Source organism: Streptomyces palmae, assembly GCF_004684805.1.
Lineage (GTDB): Bacteria > Actinomycetota > Actinomycetes > Streptomycetales > Streptomycetaceae > Streptomyces > Streptomyces palmae.
Window position 1 is genome coordinate 1 of the sequence record NZ_SRID01000143.1, and the last position, 15,845, is coordinate 15,845.

Here is a 15,845-nt window from a genome sequence, read left to right on the forward strand (position 1 = left end):
GGGAGGTGGAGGTGGGGGCCTGCGCGTACTGGGCGGCCTGCATCTCGTAGAGCGTCCGGTAGTGGCCGTCGTCGAGTGCCATGAGTTCGCTGTGGCCGCCCTGCTCGACCACACGGCCGCGGTCGAGTACGTAGATCAGGTCGGCGCTCGCGGTGGCGGCGAGGCGGTGGGTGATGAGCAGCACCGTCGTCCCGCTGTCGGTCATCGACCGCAGGGCCTGGAACGCCTCGATCTCCGCCTTCGGGTCCAGCGCGGAGGTCGGCTCGTCCACGATCAGCAGCGGGGCCCGACGGTACCGGGCCCGGGCGCTGCCCATCCGCTGCCACTGCCCGCCCGAGAGCTGGGTGCTGCGCTCGAAGCCGCTGACGATGATGCTGTCCCACCGGTCGGGCAGCGAGTCCACCACCCGCAGGGCGTCGGCCTCCCGGGCGGCCTGCTCGACCCGCGCCTGGTCCAGCTCCAGCTCGGGCCGGCCGATGTGGACGTTGGCGCGCGCGGTCATCGACCAGCGGGGGAAGTCCTGGCACAGCAGGGCCACCCGGTCGAAGACGGCGTCCCGGTCGGCGGTGCGCACCTCGACCCCGTTGACGAAGACCTCACCCCGCGAGGGCAGGTAGAGCCCGGCCAGCAGCTTGGACAGCGTGGTCTTGCCGGAGCCGTTCTCCCCGACCAGGGCCACCACCTTGCCCGCCGGAATCGTCAAGGACACGTCCCGCAGGGCGGGTTCGCGGCACCCGGGATAGGAGAAGGAGACGCCCTCGCAGCGCACCTCGACGGGCCCCTGGGGGATCGGGAGGCCGCCGGTGGGGATGGCGTCGCGCTCGGCCGTCTCATAGGCCGTCTCCAGGTCGGCCAGGTACATCGACTCCTCGTAGAGCCGGTTCATGGTCATCACCAGACCGGTGAGGTTCTGGCTCGAGGTGCGCACCGCGATCACCGCGGTGCCGGCCGAGGCCAGGGGGATGCTGCCGTACCACAGCAGCACCCACAGGGATCCGTAGGCCACCAGCGCGGCCACCCCGGACAGCGCCGAGGCCAGCAGGTTGGTACCGGCTTCGGCGTAGGCCAGGCGCTGCTTCTCCAGCGCGGCGGTGGTGGCCATGTCCTCGTACGCACCGACCAGCAGCTCTCCGGCGCGGTGCGCCTTGACCTCCGGGCCCGCCTCCGGCCGGGCGAGCGGGTAGGTGATCATGTCGGTCGCCCGGACGTGGTCCAGCCAGGCCCGACGAGAGGCGTAGTTCCGCCGGACCACCGCCACCGCGCCCCAGGCCTTCGGCGCCGCGATCAGCAGCAGGGCGAAGACCAGGATGGGGTGCAGCAGGACCAGGACCCCGGCCACCGCGACCAGGCCGATCACGGTGTTGATGACCTGGATCGTCGAGTTGAGCATCGAGCGGATGGAACGGATGCCGTACCGGCCGGCGTCCAGGGTCCGTTGGGCGTCCTTGTTCTCCAAGGTCGCCAGCTCCACCCGGGCCAGCCCCCGGTAGTACCGGGCCGTGCAGGCCCGTTCGATCTTCGGCTCCAGACGGCCGGACGCCGCCACGCTCACCGCCGACAGCATCGAGGCGGCGGCGGTCACCCCGGCGGCCGCCCCCAGAGCGGGGGCCGCGTCCGTCAGCCGGTCGGTGGTCGGGCCCGCCGAGAAGATCGCGACCAGTACCTGATTGGTGGCCACCAGGGTGAACGCGCGCATCAACCCGATGCCCAGCTCCGCCGCGAGCAGCAGGAGCAGGGCCCGGGGGTCCTCCCGCCAGGCGGCCCGGGCGACGCTGGCCATCATCGCCGGGAACTGCCTGGCCATCGACCAGAACGACACCCTCAGCAACGGATTCTCGTACTGCGCCCACGCCTTGTCGTGCCGAAGCGCACCGCTGAACAGGAGCCGTTCACTGCGGGAGAGCGCCGACTGTCCGGGTGGCCTTCTGAGCCAGGTGAACACCAAACCTCCAGGAGGGGATGAGTCAGGGGAGAGCGAACGCTGGGTCGTGAGGCTCAACGACACAGCCGAGATTTCGAACACATGTGTTTCGGTCGCTCTCCGACTCCTGAGACGGAGCCTCCTGTGAGGCGTGCGCCCTACTGCCACCGAGATTTCTACTTGGCGGACGAGCGCAGTACTTGGCGGATCTTGCTTCCGTAACGCTGTGTTGAGACTTAGTGCTCTCGTTGGCCCTTGAGCGTTGCAGCTAGCCGGTGCCTACCCAGCTCGGGCGCACACCGCCCCGGCTCTTGAGGTTCCTGAGCTGGGCGTTAGCCTCAGCGCATGGTTCCTGAGCCGCCACCGAAGGTCATCACGCGTCTCCGCGACGGACGGATCCACGCCTACGTCGTGGGCGCCGGCGTCTACGGGACGTTGGAGCCCGCAGCGGTTTTCCAGCCGCGGGATGGCGAGGAGGTCGTAGCGTCGGCGGTCCGGCAGGATTTGGAGCGGGTCGTGTACACGACGCTGAACGGGGTCGTCTGCCTCACGCGCGCCGGCGACCTCATGTGGGCCTCGGACTTCGAACCGCACTCTGACGCACGCCATGGCCACCAGCCTGGCTGTGCGCTGTCTCTGGACGGTCGGACGGTGTGGGTCTACCGGCCGGACGCGATGGCGGGACGCGGGGGCGGGGACCAGTGGGTCGTGCACGACGCCGACAGTGGTGTGGTTGTCGCCCGCCGGGAACTGGAGACGGTCGGGCACGGCGCCTTCCACCACCTGCATCCCGTGGACGGCAGCATCTACATCGACATCGGTGAGGGCCAGGACGGCTCCGTCATTCTCCGGGGTACGGGCGGGGCGGACAGCGAGCCGGAGTTCGTGACGTACCCATGGCAGGACCGCTGCCTGATCGACCTGGCTCCGTCCGGGCACCAGTTCATGACCGTGGACCATGGGCAGGCGGACGTCGCCTTCCACGACCACCCCAACGGGGACGTACTCTTCACTCTCCCCGTCGAAGCCTTCGGTTACGACCCGGAGGAGTCCTTCGTGGAATGGAGCGGCGGCTACCTGACCGAGGACACGGCCATCGTCACCCTGGGCGGTGAGAGTCAGGACGAGGAGGAATGGTTCCGCTACCACCTGGTCGACGTACGCACGGGCACCCTCAGCGGCGAATTCACCGTCGAGGCGAGCAACCCGTACGAGCTAGTGCCCCTGGGCGACGGCTCCTGGCTCACCGGCGGCCCCGGCGGCGACCCCGTCCGTTGGTCCAGCGCTCCGCAGCCGTCGGCACCGCCGCACCCGGCGGCACCAACGTCTCCATACGAGAGGCAGCAACCGTGACGGCAGACCCCCGAGTGCCGCTGATTCCTCAGGCGCCTGAAGGCTTGAGCCGGCGAGCTCGGTACTTCGTCGAGGGACACGGGCTGCGTGTTCCACATCGCGACCTCAAGCTCTTTCGGGAGGCATGGCTCAAGCAAGGGATTCCGGATGCCGAGATCGACCGGGCTGTCGCCTTTCAAGAGCTCTGGGGCGGTCTCGCCCTGCCCCCGGCCCCCGAATACGAGGGCGGCCCGCGCGTTCTGGAAGCCGATGCACCCGAGGGCTCGGCCGCGAACGGATGGCGGTTCCCGGCCGGCGGCTGTCGCATCTCCATGGCCCACGGGTTCATGATCGGGCCAGGAGGTGAGTTCGGGATCGACGCTGACCACTGGACACCGCTGCACGCCAGCACGGAGGGATGGGTGGAAGCCCTGGCGCTGGCCAGCCACGCGGGCTACTGGGCCAAGACCATCACGAAGATCAAAGGCAGCGCCGTCGAGGACCTGAACCTTGACGGATTCGAGCCGGTACCCGAAGTCCAGGGCCTCGCTGACACCTGGTGGCGGGGCAGGGACTCGCTCATCGCCATCTACCGCGGCGAAGCCTCAGGCTTCAGCGCCCCCCACTGCCTGAGAGCCCATATCTACGGTGGACTCGATGCATGGGGCCTGGTCGGCACCTGACTCCCGAAGGCCGAACCCCTCGGTCCCGCCGCTGAGGGTTCGGGTTGCCACAGGGGCCAACTTACAGCGCTAAGTCACAGTTGTGGTCAGTTCCGAAGATCGGGCCTTGTCGCCAGGCGGGTGGTGATGCTGTAGGCGAGTGAGCGAGACAGCCAGGGCAAGGATCCGGTCGGACTTGAGTCGCCTTGACGAGCTTGTCGCGGCGTGCAGCGAGGATGCCGCATTTCGGGATCAACTCGGCCTTGCGGATGGCTGGATATAGCGGTGGAGTCCGACGTGGCGGGTGGGTGCCGGCGAGGTCTGCTGGCCGGTCCGCGACATGGCTCACGTTCCGGTGCTGCCGTCCCGGCCGGCGCGGGGCTTCACCTGGCGGGCGAAGCAGCGGCATCGTCCCGGTTTGGAGGTGAGGGCGTCCACAGGCAGAGGGCACGGCTTCGAGTCGCTGGAGGAGATGCAGCTGCTGGTCGCGCTGGACTTCGTGGGGGCGTCGGAGGTGCTGTCGCAGCCGTTCCGACTGGACTTCCAGCACGGGGGCGGGTCCTCCCGGCACATCCCGGACCACTTGGCCGTGATCGGCGGAGGGATGTGGCTGTTGGACGTCCGCCCGATGGAGCCGATCAAGGATGAGGACGCACTGAAGTTCGCGGCGGCCAGGGAGATGGCGGCGGCTTGCGGCTGGCGGTACTCGGTGGTCGCGGGCTGGCGCCCGCATGTCTGGAGTGTCCTCGACCACCTGTCGTCGCGTCGTCGGCCGGTGAGGGATCTGCTGGGCACGCGGGATCAGCTGCTGACGATCATCGGAGGCCGGGAGGGCCGCGTGATGACGTTCTCCGCGTTGACGGACGCGACCAGCGTGCCTTCCGTTGGCCGGGCCAACATCGTCCGGCTGCTCTGACAGCGCGAGCTCGGCGTTGATCTGGGCAGTCCCCTGCGCGACAGCTCGCTGATCTGGGGGGTGTGATGGCGGCGCGGGCTTTTCTGCAGATCGCGCAGAGGTACTCGGGCCGCTGTTCGTCTGGGCGATGCGCTTCATCAACGAGTTCTCCGCCGACATCCTCGCGGCGGACCGCTACTGGAGGGACCCCGCTGGCAGCGCCGGTAGAGCCACACGTCTACGGCGCCCTGCCCGCCCAGCTGCGGGCCTGGCTGGACGAGCAGATCGCGGCACGGCGACCGCTGCCCGGTTGGCGCGGCAAGCCCAGCACCACCGGGGTCGCCAACGTGCTGGGCCGCAGCCCGATCTCACTCGGCCGCTACCGACACCTGATCGAGGAGGCTGCCGCCATCGTGGGACTCACCCCGCAGACCGTCGGCGACCTGCCCATCCGCGGTCTCCTCGACGACCAGCCGTGGATCGCAGCGATCCTGGCCGACCACATCGAGCCCGATAGCCTCGCCGCCCTGGCCGGTATGCTGCAGGATGCCTGCTACCTGGTCCTTTCCTTCCTCTCCGGCGCTCGCGACAGCGAGATCAAGCACCTCAAACGCGGCCTGGCAGCGCGAGATCGACCGCATCACCCGCCGTCTGGCCTCCCGGCCCAACACTGCCACCGCTGCTGCGGCACCGACTGGAGTCCCGCCGCGCGGAGATCACCGCGTTCCTCCTGGAGAGCACCACCGCCCTGGAGTCCACATGAGCCGCCCTGTCGACATCCCCACCGATGTCCGCGTCCGCCGCGTCATGGGCCAGTACCAGGCCGAGCGTCCTCGCCCTGGCCACCAAGCTCGGCCTGAGCAACACCACCTTCCGGCGGCACTTCGCTGACCTGGCTAAAGAGATCTCCGCCGCCCGCTCCAACCCGGAATCCGCCGCCGCGGCGGAGGAACATCCGAGTCCCTACGCGATCCTTGCCGCCAGGAACGCCAAGCTCCGCCGGACGAACCGGTCACTGACCGAGAAGCTCCGCTTCGCAGCGGCCCAGATCCAGCACCTGGCCGTGGACAACGCCCGCCTGCGTGAGGCCTTTGAGGACAGCACCAAGGTCACCCGCATCGATCGGACCGGTCGTCCTGGACACTGACGATTGCCAGCCAGCCGCAATCCGAGCTGGCGGGCGATGGCGCAAGCCATGACGAACGGCCGTCATTGGCATGGCCGTTGGCCGCGGAGGTCAGACTTCGGCCTCTTGGAGCGGCACGGAGGTTTGAGCGCCTTGGCCTGAGCTCTGGCGAGCAGATCGGTGAGAGCCTCCACGTCACAGGTGCTGTCCAGTTCCGAAAGGCTCCTCTCTACCGATTCCACATCCCGGCTGGTCGGGTTCATGCCCATGTGGTCGAGCGCGAAGGTCAGCAGTTTGCGGTGCCGGATTCCGTCCCCCAGTGCCCGGGCACGGAAGAGTTCGGCTCGCAGACCCTCGGCGTCCAGGACCTCGCACTGCGCTGCAAGGGTATGGAAGTCGCTGCGTGGCCAGCCCACGATGGTCTGGAAGTCGTGCTCACACAAGGTGTCGTCGAAGCAGGCCAGGAGAAGGGCAGACCGGGCGGCGAACCAGGCAGAGCCCGAGATCAGGACGCGGTCCACCCGCCCGTGCTGCAGCTGCACCCCGTCGGCGGCGAGCCAGCGAGACTCGGGCTCCTGAGGCCGTTCCGTCGATCTGATGCGACGAAGCTCGTCGAAGAGGGATCGGAACGTTTCCACCGAGGGCTCGCCGTCCGCAGGTGAGCGCCGGTGGTACAGGGCGATGAAAAGCGCGCGCTCGACAACGTCCGTCTCGTCCCGGCCCAGGAGGACGCTGCCCGGCAGCGGATAAGCAGTCATATCTCCCGGATCCGCTGCCGCCACCACTCTGCTGCATGCCATGAACTCACCGATGCGGCCGATGGATCGGGCAGGGTACGCCGGAGGAACTCCTCATCGAGTCGGGCGACGATCCTGCGCAGCCCTCCCCCGCTGCGGGCGGCAATCGGCGAAGGGCGTCTTCGAGGGTGTCCCGGGCGTCCGCCGGGTCGCAGCAGGGACAGTTGTCCCAAGGCAAATACAGGTATCGACCGGGTCTCTGGAGGAAACTCTCGTATCGATGCAGGGCCTCAGCAACAGCACCGGGCCAAAGGTGCCGGGCTTCGATGTTGTTGATGGCCGCCCGAGTTCGGCGGGGAATGCCTGGAATCTGGCGGACGGGACAGGTCGTGCTTCGGGCTGGCCACCGCTGAGCGCGGATGGCGCCGGGCGGCCTACGTGCCATCGGCCTTTCGGGTCTGCGTCATGGTGCCCATCATGCCAGAGCACCAGCCCACCGACACAGACCCAGAAGCCTCTGCCCACCGGTCAACGGTCAGCTCGCAACTACCTCCACAACCTCGCGCTCGATCTCTACACGCATGGGGTGCCGGCCTTCCGGCTCACGCTGCAGTCCGACACCTCGGTCGACGTTGCGATGCTGCTGCGGGACGTGGTGCTGCCGCTGCCGATGAGGGAGGGTGCCGAAGCTACTACGATCCTCGGTCACACCTACACCGACCCTTGCCCCGCGCCGGGAGCCCGGCGGCCGGTGGTTGGCCGAAACACCCAGGCCGGCGCCATCCGCTGCCGCGGGTGGCGCCGGCCCGGGCGCCGGCTCAGGCGCAGTCGGCGCACAGGCCCCGATAGGTCACCTCGACCTCGAGGACGGTGAAGCCGAACCGCTCGGCGGCGGGCAGATCGGCCAGCGGGTCGCCATCGGGCCGGACGTCCCGGACGGCGGCGCAGCCGGAGCACACCAGGTGCTGGTGGGGGCGGTGGGCGTTGGGGTCGTAGCGCTTGGCGCGGCCGTCGATGGCCACCTCTGCCACCTCGCCGAGCGCGACGAGCTCGCCCAGGGTGTTGTAGACGGTCGCGCGGGCGATCTCCGGCAGCCGGGCGGCGGCGCGCGCGAGGACCTCGTCGGCGGTGAGGTGGACGTGCTCGCCCGCCAGCACCTCGGCCACCACCCGGCGCTGGGGCGTCATCCGCCAGCCGCGCCCACGAAGCCTTTCCAGCAGGTCACTCATGGCCACCAGCCTCACCACGCATCGGTTGACGAATGACTTCCCAGGGACTTGGTCGCCATATTGACTTGGACCAAGTCCATTGTAGGATCGGTTCCAGTTGAGACCAAGGCCCTATCCGACAACAACCGCGTGCTCGATCGGCGAGGCCGCGGCCGTCAGCCCTGAGGCCCGTGCCGGACCGCTCCCTTGCCAGCGGCTCCCGAGCACCGTGATCCGCCTAGTCCGGAAGGATGTCCCATGTCCGAGAACCTTGAGGTGAACGTCGCAGACGCGAAGGCGGAGGGCGGAGGGGGCTGCCCGGTCGCACACGGGCGCGCCCCGCACCCCACTCAGGGCGGTGGGAACCGCCAGTGGTGGCCGGAGCAGCTCAATCTGAAGGTCCTGGCCCAGAACCCCTCGGCCAACCCGCTCGGCGAGGACTTCGACTACGCCGAGGCCTTCGAGAGCCTGGACCTCGCGGCCGTGAAGCGGGACATCGCGGAGGTGCTGACGGACTCGCAGGACTGGTGGCCGGCCGACTTCGGCCACTACGGCCCGCTCATGGTCCGGATGGCCTGGCACGGCGCGGGCACCTACCGGATCAGCGACGGCCGCGGTGGCGCCGGATCCGCCCAGCAGCGCTTCGCCCCGCTCAACAGCTGGCCGGACAACGTCAGCCTCGACAAGGCCCGCCGCCTGCTGTGGCCGGTCAAGAAGAAGTACGGCCGGAAGATCTCCTGGGCCGACCTGCTGATCCTCACCGGCAACGTCGCCCTGGAGACGATGGGCCTCAAGACCTTCGGCTTCGCCGGCGGCCGGGTGGACGCCTGGGAGGCCGACGAGGCCGTCTACTGGGGCCCGGAGACAACCTGGCTCGGCGACGAGCGCTACACCGGCGACCGGGAGTTGGAGAACCCCCTCGGCGCGGTCCAGATGGGTCTGATCTACGTCAACCCGGAGGGCCCCAACGGCAACCCCGACCCGATCGCCGCCGCCCGTGACATCCGGGAGACGTTCCGCCGGATGGCGATGAACGACGAGGAGACGGTCGCCCTGATCGCCGGCGGCCACACCTTCGGCAAGACCCACGGCGCGGGCCCCGCCGACCACATCGGCCCGGCCCCCGAGGCCGCCCCGCTGGAGAACCAGGGCCTGGGCTGGAAGAGCACCTTCGGCACCGGCAAGGGCGGCGACACCATCACCAGCGGTCTGGAGGTGACCTGGACCAGCACCCCGACCCAGTGGGGCAACGGGTTCTTCAAGAACCTCTTCGAGTACGAGTGGGAGCTGACCCGGAGCCCGGCCGGGGCCCACCAGTGGGTGGCCAAGGACGGCGCGGGCGCGGGCACCATCCCGGACGCCCACGACTCGTCGAAGAGCCACCCCCCGACGATGCTCACCACCGACCTCTCGCTGCGCTACGACCCGGTCTACGAGCCGATCTCGCGGCGCTTCTACGAGAACCCGGAGGAGTTCGCGGACGCCTTCGCCCGCGCCTGGTACAAGCTGACCCACCGCGACATGGGCCCGATCGCCCGCTACCTCGGCCCCGAGGTCCCCGCCGAGGAACTGCTGTGGCAGGACCCGCTGCCGCGGCGCACCGGGGAGCTGATCGACGCGGCGGACATCGCCTCCCTCAAGGAGCGGATCCTCGGCTCCGGCCTCACCATCGCCCAACTGGTCGCGGCGGCCTGGGCCTCGGCCTCCACCTTCCGCGGCAGCGACAAGCGCGGCGGAGCCAACGGCGCCCGCATCCGCCTGGAGCCGCAGCGCACCTGGGAGGTCAACGAGCCGGAGCAGCTGGCGCACGTGCTGCGTACGCTCGAGGGCATCCAGGAGTCCTTCAACTCCGCCCGGACCGACGGCAAGCACGTCTCGCTGGCCGACCTGATCGTGCTCGGTGGAAGCGCGGCCGTCCAGCAGGCCGCCAAGGAGGCCGGCTTCGACGTCGAGGTGCCCTTCACCCCGGGCCGGGTGGACGCCTCGCAGGAGCAGACCGACGTGGAGTCGGCTGCCGTACTCGAGCCGGCCGCCGACGGGTTCCGCAACTACCTGGGCAAGGGCAACCGGCTGCCGGCCGAGTTCCTGCTGCTCGACCGGGCGAACCTGCTGACCCTGAGCGCCCCCGAGATGACGGTCCTCATCGGTGGTCTCCGGGTGCTGGGAGCCAACTTCCAGCAGTCGCCGCTCGGCGTCCTCACCGCCACCCCGGGGGCGCTGACCAACGACTTCTTCGTCAACCTGCTCGACATGGGAACGTCGTGGCAGCCGACCTCGGAGGACGCGCACACCTTCGAGGGACGTGACGCCGCCACCGGCGAGGTCAAGTGGACCGCCAGCCGCGTCGACCTCGTCTTCGGCTCGCACTCCGAGCTGCGCGCGGTCTGCGAGGCCTATGCGAGCGATGACGCCAAGGAGCACTTCGTGCGCGACTTCGTCGCGGCCTGGCACAAGGTGATGAACCTCGACCGGTTCGACCTCGCCCGCGTCTGACGCGGCGTCCGGGCCGGCCCACCAGGCCGGCCCGGAACCAGCGCCCCGGGGCCCCGAGGCCCCGAAGGCTGGGCGGTGCGGCCGGTTTCCGACCGCACCGCCCAGCCCGTACGACCGCCACCGGCGGCGCCCTCCGCGCCGGCGCGGGGCGGTCTAGTCGTCCCAGTCGTCCCAGTCGTCCCCAGCGAGGATCCCGGAGAGGGCGCCCGAACCGCCGTACGGTTCCCCAAGGGCCTTCAGCGCCCAGGAGCGCGCCCGAGGATCCGACGGGCCAGGGCGCCGCGGGCCGGGTCGAGCTCCGCGCCGATCCGGCGCTCCCTGCCGTCGTCCGCCACCACCGCCGCCGGCGCGGGAGCGTCGAGGAGCAGGCGCTGACGCCGCAGGTGTGTCGGCGGATGGGCCGAGTCCACGGTGTGCCCGCGCAGGGCGCTCAGCCGCCGCCGGCGCTCGTACTCGTGCTCCGGAATCCACTCCGCGTACGCGGCGAGCCGCTCCCACAGGCCGTCCGCCGGCTCCGCCGCCTTGGCGGTGCCGCGCCGGATCCCCCGCGCCTGATGGGATTCCCGGAGCAGGGTGGTGCCGACGGTGTCCGCGACGAGGCACTGGTCCATCAGCTCCACAGCGGCCTCGGTGGAACCGGCGCGAGCGGCCGTGAGGATCCCCATGGCCCCGCCCTCAGAGGTCCGCGCATGACGTGGCGAAGCTTGATCACCTGAGCGCGGCGGCGTAAAGCCCGTGGCGGGCCCGCCCCGGGCCTCGCGCACCGGCCCTGTCGGAGTGGTGGTCGGCGCGACGGATCCCCGTGTCCCGCGAATGGCCCGGGCGGCGGGCCGCGGGATCGTACGGGGTGGCGCCGGGCGGCGCGGTACGGGTCGCCGGCTCACGGGGTGCGACCGCCGTCCTCGCTCCGTACGCTCGTGCAGGGGAGCGGCCGAGGACGCTCGCTCGGACAGCGGGAGTGCTTGCCGGTGGCCCCAGGACAGCCGCCCCTGATACGGAGTCTGCCATGACCACACCCCGGGACTTGATCATCACGGTCATGGACGCGGAGTCCGGCCGACCCGTGGAGCGGGGCGAGCTGTCGCTCGCGCTGGCGGGAGCCGAGTTGATCGACCTGCTGACGGCTGAGGCCGCCGGGCTGGAGGGCGGTCGGATCGTGCCGGGGTATCAGGGGCCGCCGAGCGACCGCCTGCTGGAGCAGGCCGCTGCCTCGCTTGTCCAGGAGGCACCCCATGAGACGGTCGAGGACTGGCTGTGGCGCCGCGGACGCGACCTGGCCTCGGCCTACCTGACCGCCCTCGAGGCGGAAGGGCTGCTCACCCGGGAGCACCACCGCTGGATGCCCCTTCGGGCGGGGGAGGCCGCGCTGGCCGATTCGCTGGAACGCCGCCTGGCGGGGGAGCGCTGGGCGACGGGGGAGCCCGTGCTCGCCGCCCTCGGGACGGCCCTGGGAATGCGGGGCAATGAGGCCGGGGAGGACCTGGATACAGCCGACGAGGCGGTGGAGATCGTGCTCGCCGCGGTGGGTGAGGCGCTGCTGGAGCTGGAGGCCGTCCGGCAGCGGCGAGCCGTCGAACAGGCGGCGTTCGACAACATCTGGCGCGGCGACTGACGTGCCCCGGGTGATCCGGCGTGATTCCGTGTGATTCCGCGGGATTCCGGCGCCGAGGGGTTCGGTCGCCCCGTACCCGGGGACAGCCGCCGCGGAGTTGGGGGCGCGGCCTTGGGGCGGACGGTCGGGCTGGCTCCCTGGTGCCACGCGGCACCCATGCCCACACGGCACCCATGGCCGCACGGCACCCATGGCCGCACGGCACAGCCCCCATTGGCGCCACCGCAGCCGTTGGGACCGCGCCACCCATTGGCGCCATGGTGCCAATCGTGTGCCACATGGCGCCGTGTGGCGCCAGATGGTGCCAGGTGGCGCCATTCCGCGTCTCCGGGGGTGTGTCGATGCGCGTGGCGTAGCACCTGTCCGCCTCGCCCTCTTAGTGTTTCCGCAGGTCAGCACAGTCACCCTGGAGGCGCCACCGGGGGAGCGCCATCGCGGCTTGCGTGTGGCGCCATAGTGGTGCCATGATGGCGCTATGGACCTCACCCCGTATGTCGAGACCCTCCGCCGCGAACTCGCGGTGGCCGCCGAGGCCGGCGGCGAGGAAGCCCGCGAGCTGGCCGACAGGCTCACCGCTCCCCTGGAGTCGGCGACCCGGCTGACCCTGCTCAACGTGCTCTCCGCCGCGATGGACGAGATCACTCGGGAACTCGCCCCCGGTTCGGTCGACGTACGGCTGCGGGGGCTCGACCCCGACTTCGTCGTGACGCCGCCCCCCGGCGACGGCGGTGCCCTCGCCGCGCCGGCCGTGCCCGCCGAACCGCTCAAGGCCCCGATCCCGGCCGAGGGTGACGAGGGCGGCACCGCCCGCGTCAACCTCCGGCTGCCGGCCCACCTCAAGGCGCGCGCCGAGGAGGCCGCGAGCCGCGAGGGCTTGTCGGTCAACGCGTGGTTGGTGCGCGCCGTGTCGGCCGCGGTCGAGGGCGGCACCCGGCCGCGGACGCCGGAGAAGAGCCAGAGCATCGGACAGAGCTTCACGGGCTGGGTGCGCTAGCCGCACCCCCGCTCGCCCCACTTCACACCCACACCACGTCCCCACCAGCGGGGACGCCCCGAAGACCCAAGAGGACGGGACAGCCATGCCTTCTTTCGACACTCCCGCAGCGATCTCGGTCACGGCTCACGTGGAGGCCGGTTCCATCCAGTTCACCGCGGCCGACCGCCTCGACACCGTCGTCGAGGTGCGCCCCCGCAACCCGAAGAAGGACCTGGACGTGCGGACGGCCGAGCAGACCCAGGTCACCTACTCCAGTGGCGCCCTGACCGTCAGGACGCCCAAGTCCAACCTGTTCGGCCGCACCGGCACCGTCGATGTGGCGATCGAACTGCCAGCGGGTTCGCGCGTCGACATGACCGGCGCCTGGGCCCAGGTGTTCGGCGAGGGCCGGCTCGGTGAGGTCCGGGTGAAGACCTCGTCCGGCGACGTGCGCCTCGACGCCACCGGCCCGCTGCACCTCCACGCCTCGCACGGATCGATCAACGTCGACCGGATCGAGGGCATGGCCGAGATCACCACCAGCTCCGGCAGCCTGCGCGTCGGCCTCGTCGATGGCCCCGCCGTCCTGAAGAACTCGCATGGCACCACGACCGTCGGCGCCGCGACCGGCGAGCTGCGGGTGAGCGGCGCCAACGGCGACATCGACATCCGGCGAGCCGAGGACTCGGTCACCGCCACCACCGCACACGGCACCCTGCGCGTGGCCGAAGTGGCCCGCGGCACCGTCCAGTTGGATACCTCCTACGGGGCCATCGAGGTCGGCGTCCGCGAGGGCACGGCCGCCTGGCTCGACGTCAGCTCGGGCTTGGGGCAGGTGCGCAACACGCTCACCGCGTCCGGGGCGCCGGAGGGGACCGAGGACGCCGTCAAGGTCCGCGCCCGCACCCGGCACGGCAACATCGACATCCGCCGCGCCAGGGCCTGACCCCGCGGGAACCGGCCCGGCACGTTCTCTCCTCTCCCGTCACGTCATCCTTCGCGTAGGAGGGCTCCATGGCCTCTTCTGTCATGCCCACGTCCAATCCTTCCGGTGGTCGCCCGTCGCCGGCCGCCATCTCCGCCGTCGGTCTGCGCAAGTCGTACGGGGACAAGACCGTCCTCGACGGCATCGATCTGAGCATCCCGGCCGGGTCCGTCTTCGCGCTGCTGGGACCCAACGGCGCCGGCAAGACCACCGTCGTGAAGATCCTGTCCACACTCATCGCCGCCGACGGCGGGCAGGTCCAGGTCGCCGGACACGACGTCGCCGGGTCACCGGACGGGGTGCGCGCCGCGATCGGCGTCACCGGGCAGTTCTCCGCCGTCGACGGCCTGATCACCGGCGAGGAGAACATGCTCCTCATGGCGGACCTGCACCACCTGTCCAGGCGCGAGGGGCGGCGGGTCACCGCCGAATTGCTGGAGCGCTTCGACCTCACCGAGGCCGCGAAGAAGCCCGCCGCCACCTACTCCGGCGGCATGAAGCGCCGCCTCGACATCGCCATGACCCTGGTCGGCGACCCGCGGATCATCTTCCTCGACGAGCCGACCACCGGCCTCGACCCGCGCAGCCGCCACAACATGTGGCAGATCGTCCGCGAGCTGGTCTCCGACGGCGTCACCGTCTTCCTCACCACCCAGTACCTGGACGAGGCCGACGAACTCGCCGACCGCATCGCCGTCCTCGACGGTGGACGGATCGCCGCCGAGGGGAGCGCCGAGGAGCTGAAGCGGCTGATCCCCGGGGGACATGTGCGACTCCGCTTCTCCGACCCTTCCGCGTACCGCGGCGCCGCCCTCGCGCTGGGCGACATCCCCTTCCCGCACGCCCGGCCCCGCCCGCGCGGCGGGGCCCGCGAGGAGGAGGCACTGTCACTGCGGATCCCCAGCGACGGCAGCCAGCGCGAGCTGCGCTCCATCCTCGACTGGCTGGACGCGGCCGGCATCGAGGCCGACGAGTTCACCGTGCACACCCCCGACCTCGACGACGTGTTCTTCGCCCTGACCGGCTCCGACGCGCCCGCCCGGTCCCATCAGCCCGACCAGTCCAAGGAGTCCGCCCGATGAGCTCGCTGTCCCACGCCGTCCGGGATTCCTCCACGATGCTGCGGCGCAACCTGCTGCATGCGCGGCGCTACCCGTCCCTGACGCTGAACCTGCTGCTGACGCCCGTCATGCTGCTGCTGCTCTTCGTCTACCTCTTCGGCGACGTGATGAGCGCGGGCATCGGCGGCGGTGGCGCCGACCGCTCCGAGTACATCGCGTACCTCGTCCCCGGCATCCTGCTGATGACCATCGGCAGCACCCTGGTCGGCACCGCGGTGTCGGTCTCCAACGACATGACCGAGGGCATCATCGCCCGCTTCCGTACGATGGCGATCCACCGCGGTTCCGTGCTCATCGGGCACGTCGTCGGCAGCGTGGTGCAGGCGCTCATGAGCGTGGTCCTCGTCGGCGCCGTCGCCGTGGCCATCGGCTTCCGCTCCACGGACGCCTCGGCCCTGGAGTGGATGGCGGCGTTCGGGCTCCTCACGCTCTTCGCCCTGGCGTTCACCTGGATCGCGGTCGGGATGGGCATGGTCAGCCCCAGCGCCGAGGCGGCCAGCAACAACGCGCTGCCGCTGGTCTTCCTGCCGCTCATCTCCAGCGCCTTCGTCCCCATCGACGCGATGCCGGGGTGGTTCCAGCCGATCGCCAGGTACCAGCCCTTCACACCGACCATCGAGACCCTGCGCGGGCTGCTGCTCGGCACCGGCATCGGCGACAACTGGTGGATCGCCATCGTCTGGTGCCTGGGTCTGGCGGCGCTCGGCTACCGCTGGTCGAAGGCGGTGTTCGACCGCGACCCGAAGTGACCGCGCGGACGGTCCCCCACGGCCCGCC

At 70.6% G+C, this 15,845-nt stretch carries 15 protein-coding genes; 10 read left to right on the forward strand and 5 right to left on the reverse strand.

Going from position 1 to position 15,845, the window contains the following annotated elements; translation table 11 throughout:
- Window positions 1–1,942 (reverse strand): ABC transporter ATP-binding protein (locus tag E4099_RS16545; RefSeq protein ID WP_135339835.1); only part of this gene is annotated, 1,942 nt, incomplete at its 3' end.
- A 324-nt stretch (window positions 1,943–2,266) separates the two neighbouring features.
- Between E4099_RS16545 and E4099_RS16550 the strand changes: the two genes are divergently transcribed.
- The 3 genes from E4099_RS16550 (at window position 2,267) to E4099_RS34215 (ending at window position 4,831) form a co-directional block, all read left to right on the forward strand.
- Window positions 2,267–3,274: a hypothetical protein gene (locus tag E4099_RS16550; protein WP_135339836.1), complete on the forward strand. Its 1,008-nt coding sequence runs from the start codon at window positions 2,267–2,269 to the stop codon at window positions 3,272–3,274.
- Window positions 3,271–3,936 (forward strand): hypothetical protein, encoded by a 666-nt coding sequence (locus E4099_RS16555; RefSeq protein ID WP_245244910.1) that lies wholly within the window; start codon window positions 3,271–3,273, stop codon window positions 3,934–3,936. The genes E4099_RS16550 and E4099_RS16555 overlap by 4 nt, the downstream gene beginning before the upstream one ends.
- A gap of 403 nt (window positions 3,937–4,339) precedes the next feature.
- Complete coding sequence (locus tag E4099_RS34215; RefSeq protein WP_245244912.1) at window positions 4,340–4,831, forward strand: hypothetical protein; 492 nt, start codon at window positions 4,340–4,342, stop codon at window positions 4,829–4,831.
- A gap of 347 nt (window positions 4,832–5,178) precedes the next feature.
- Here E4099_RS34215 and E4099_RS16565 read toward each other — a convergent pair whose 3' ends face one another.
- The gene (locus tag E4099_RS16565; RefSeq protein ID WP_135339837.1) at window positions 5,179–5,451 is read right to left on the reverse strand and encodes a hypothetical protein; all 273 of its coding nucleotides are present in this window, start codon (window positions 5,449–5,451) and stop codon (window positions 5,179–5,181) included.
- 146 nt (window positions 5,452–5,597) lie between these two features.
- Here E4099_RS16565 and E4099_RS16570 point away from each other — a divergent pair, with 146 nt between their 5' ends.
- Complete coding sequence (locus E4099_RS16570; protein ID WP_135339838.1) at window positions 5,598–5,957, forward strand: hypothetical protein; 360 nt, start codon at window positions 5,598–5,600, stop codon at window positions 5,955–5,957.
- Window positions 5,958–6,019: 62 nt separating this feature from the next.
- Here E4099_RS16570 and E4099_RS16575 read toward each other — a convergent pair whose 3' ends face one another.
- Both E4099_RS16575 and E4099_RS16590 read right to left on the reverse strand, forming a co-directional pair.
- A complete protein-coding gene (locus E4099_RS16575) occupies window positions 6,020–6,694 on the reverse strand; it encodes a hypothetical protein (protein WP_135339839.1) in 675 nt (224 codons plus the stop codon).
- 797 nt (window positions 6,695–7,491) lie between these two features.
- On the reverse strand, window positions 7,492–7,902 hold the full coding sequence (locus E4099_RS16590; protein WP_135339841.1) for a Fur family transcriptional regulator: 411 nt from the start codon (window positions 7,900–7,902) through the stop codon (window positions 7,492–7,494).
- A gap of 237 nt (window positions 7,903–8,139) precedes the next feature.
- Here E4099_RS16590 and katG point away from each other — a divergent pair, with 237 nt between their 5' ends.
- Window positions 8,140–10,374 (forward strand): catalase/peroxidase HPI, encoded by a 2,235-nt coding sequence (gene katG / locus E4099_RS16595; RefSeq protein WP_135339842.1) that lies wholly within the window; start codon window positions 8,140–8,142, stop codon window positions 10,372–10,374.
- 236 nt (window positions 10,375–10,610) lie between these two features.
- Here katG and E4099_RS16600 read toward each other — a convergent pair whose 3' ends face one another.
- Window positions 10,611–11,039, reverse strand: a complete 429-nt coding sequence (locus E4099_RS16600; protein WP_135339843.1) for a hypothetical protein — start codon at window positions 11,037–11,039, stop codon at window positions 10,611–10,613.
- Between the two features lie 341 nt (window positions 11,040–11,380).
- Between E4099_RS16600 and E4099_RS16605 the strand changes: the two genes are divergently transcribed.
- The 5 genes from E4099_RS16605 to E4099_RS16625 all read left to right on the forward strand — a co-directional run bounded on the left by E4099_RS16605 (window position 11,381) and on the right by E4099_RS16625 (window position 15,817).
- Window positions 11,381–11,986 carry a GOLPH3/VPS74 family protein gene (locus tag E4099_RS16605; RefSeq protein WP_135339844.1) on the forward strand — a complete coding sequence of 202 codons (606 nt, stop codon included), beginning with the start codon at window positions 11,381–11,383 and terminating at the stop codon, window positions 11,984–11,986.
- Between the two features lie 475 nt (window positions 11,987–12,461).
- Window positions 12,462–12,980, forward strand: coding sequence for a toxin-antitoxin system HicB family antitoxin (locus E4099_RS16610; protein WP_135339845.1), 519 nt, complete (start codon window positions 12,462–12,464; stop codon window positions 12,978–12,980).
- A gap of 85 nt (window positions 12,981–13,065) precedes the next feature.
- Window positions 13,066–13,908, forward strand: coding sequence for a DUF4097 family beta strand repeat-containing protein (locus tag E4099_RS16615; protein ID WP_135339846.1), 843 nt, complete (start codon window positions 13,066–13,068; stop codon window positions 13,906–13,908).
- Window positions 13,909–13,991: 83 nt separating this feature from the next.
- Entirely contained in the window at window positions 13,992–15,029 is a 1,038-nt protein-coding gene (locus E4099_RS16620; RefSeq protein ID WP_135339849.1) for an ATP-binding cassette domain-containing protein, read from the forward strand.
- The gene (locus E4099_RS16625; protein ID WP_135339847.1) at window positions 15,026–15,817 is read left to right on the forward strand and encodes an ABC transporter permease; all 792 of its coding nucleotides are present in this window, start codon (window positions 15,026–15,028) and stop codon (window positions 15,815–15,817) included. Before E4099_RS16620 ends, E4099_RS16625 begins: the two co-directional genes overlap by 4 nt.
- Window positions 15,818–15,845: the final 28 nt, after the last annotated feature.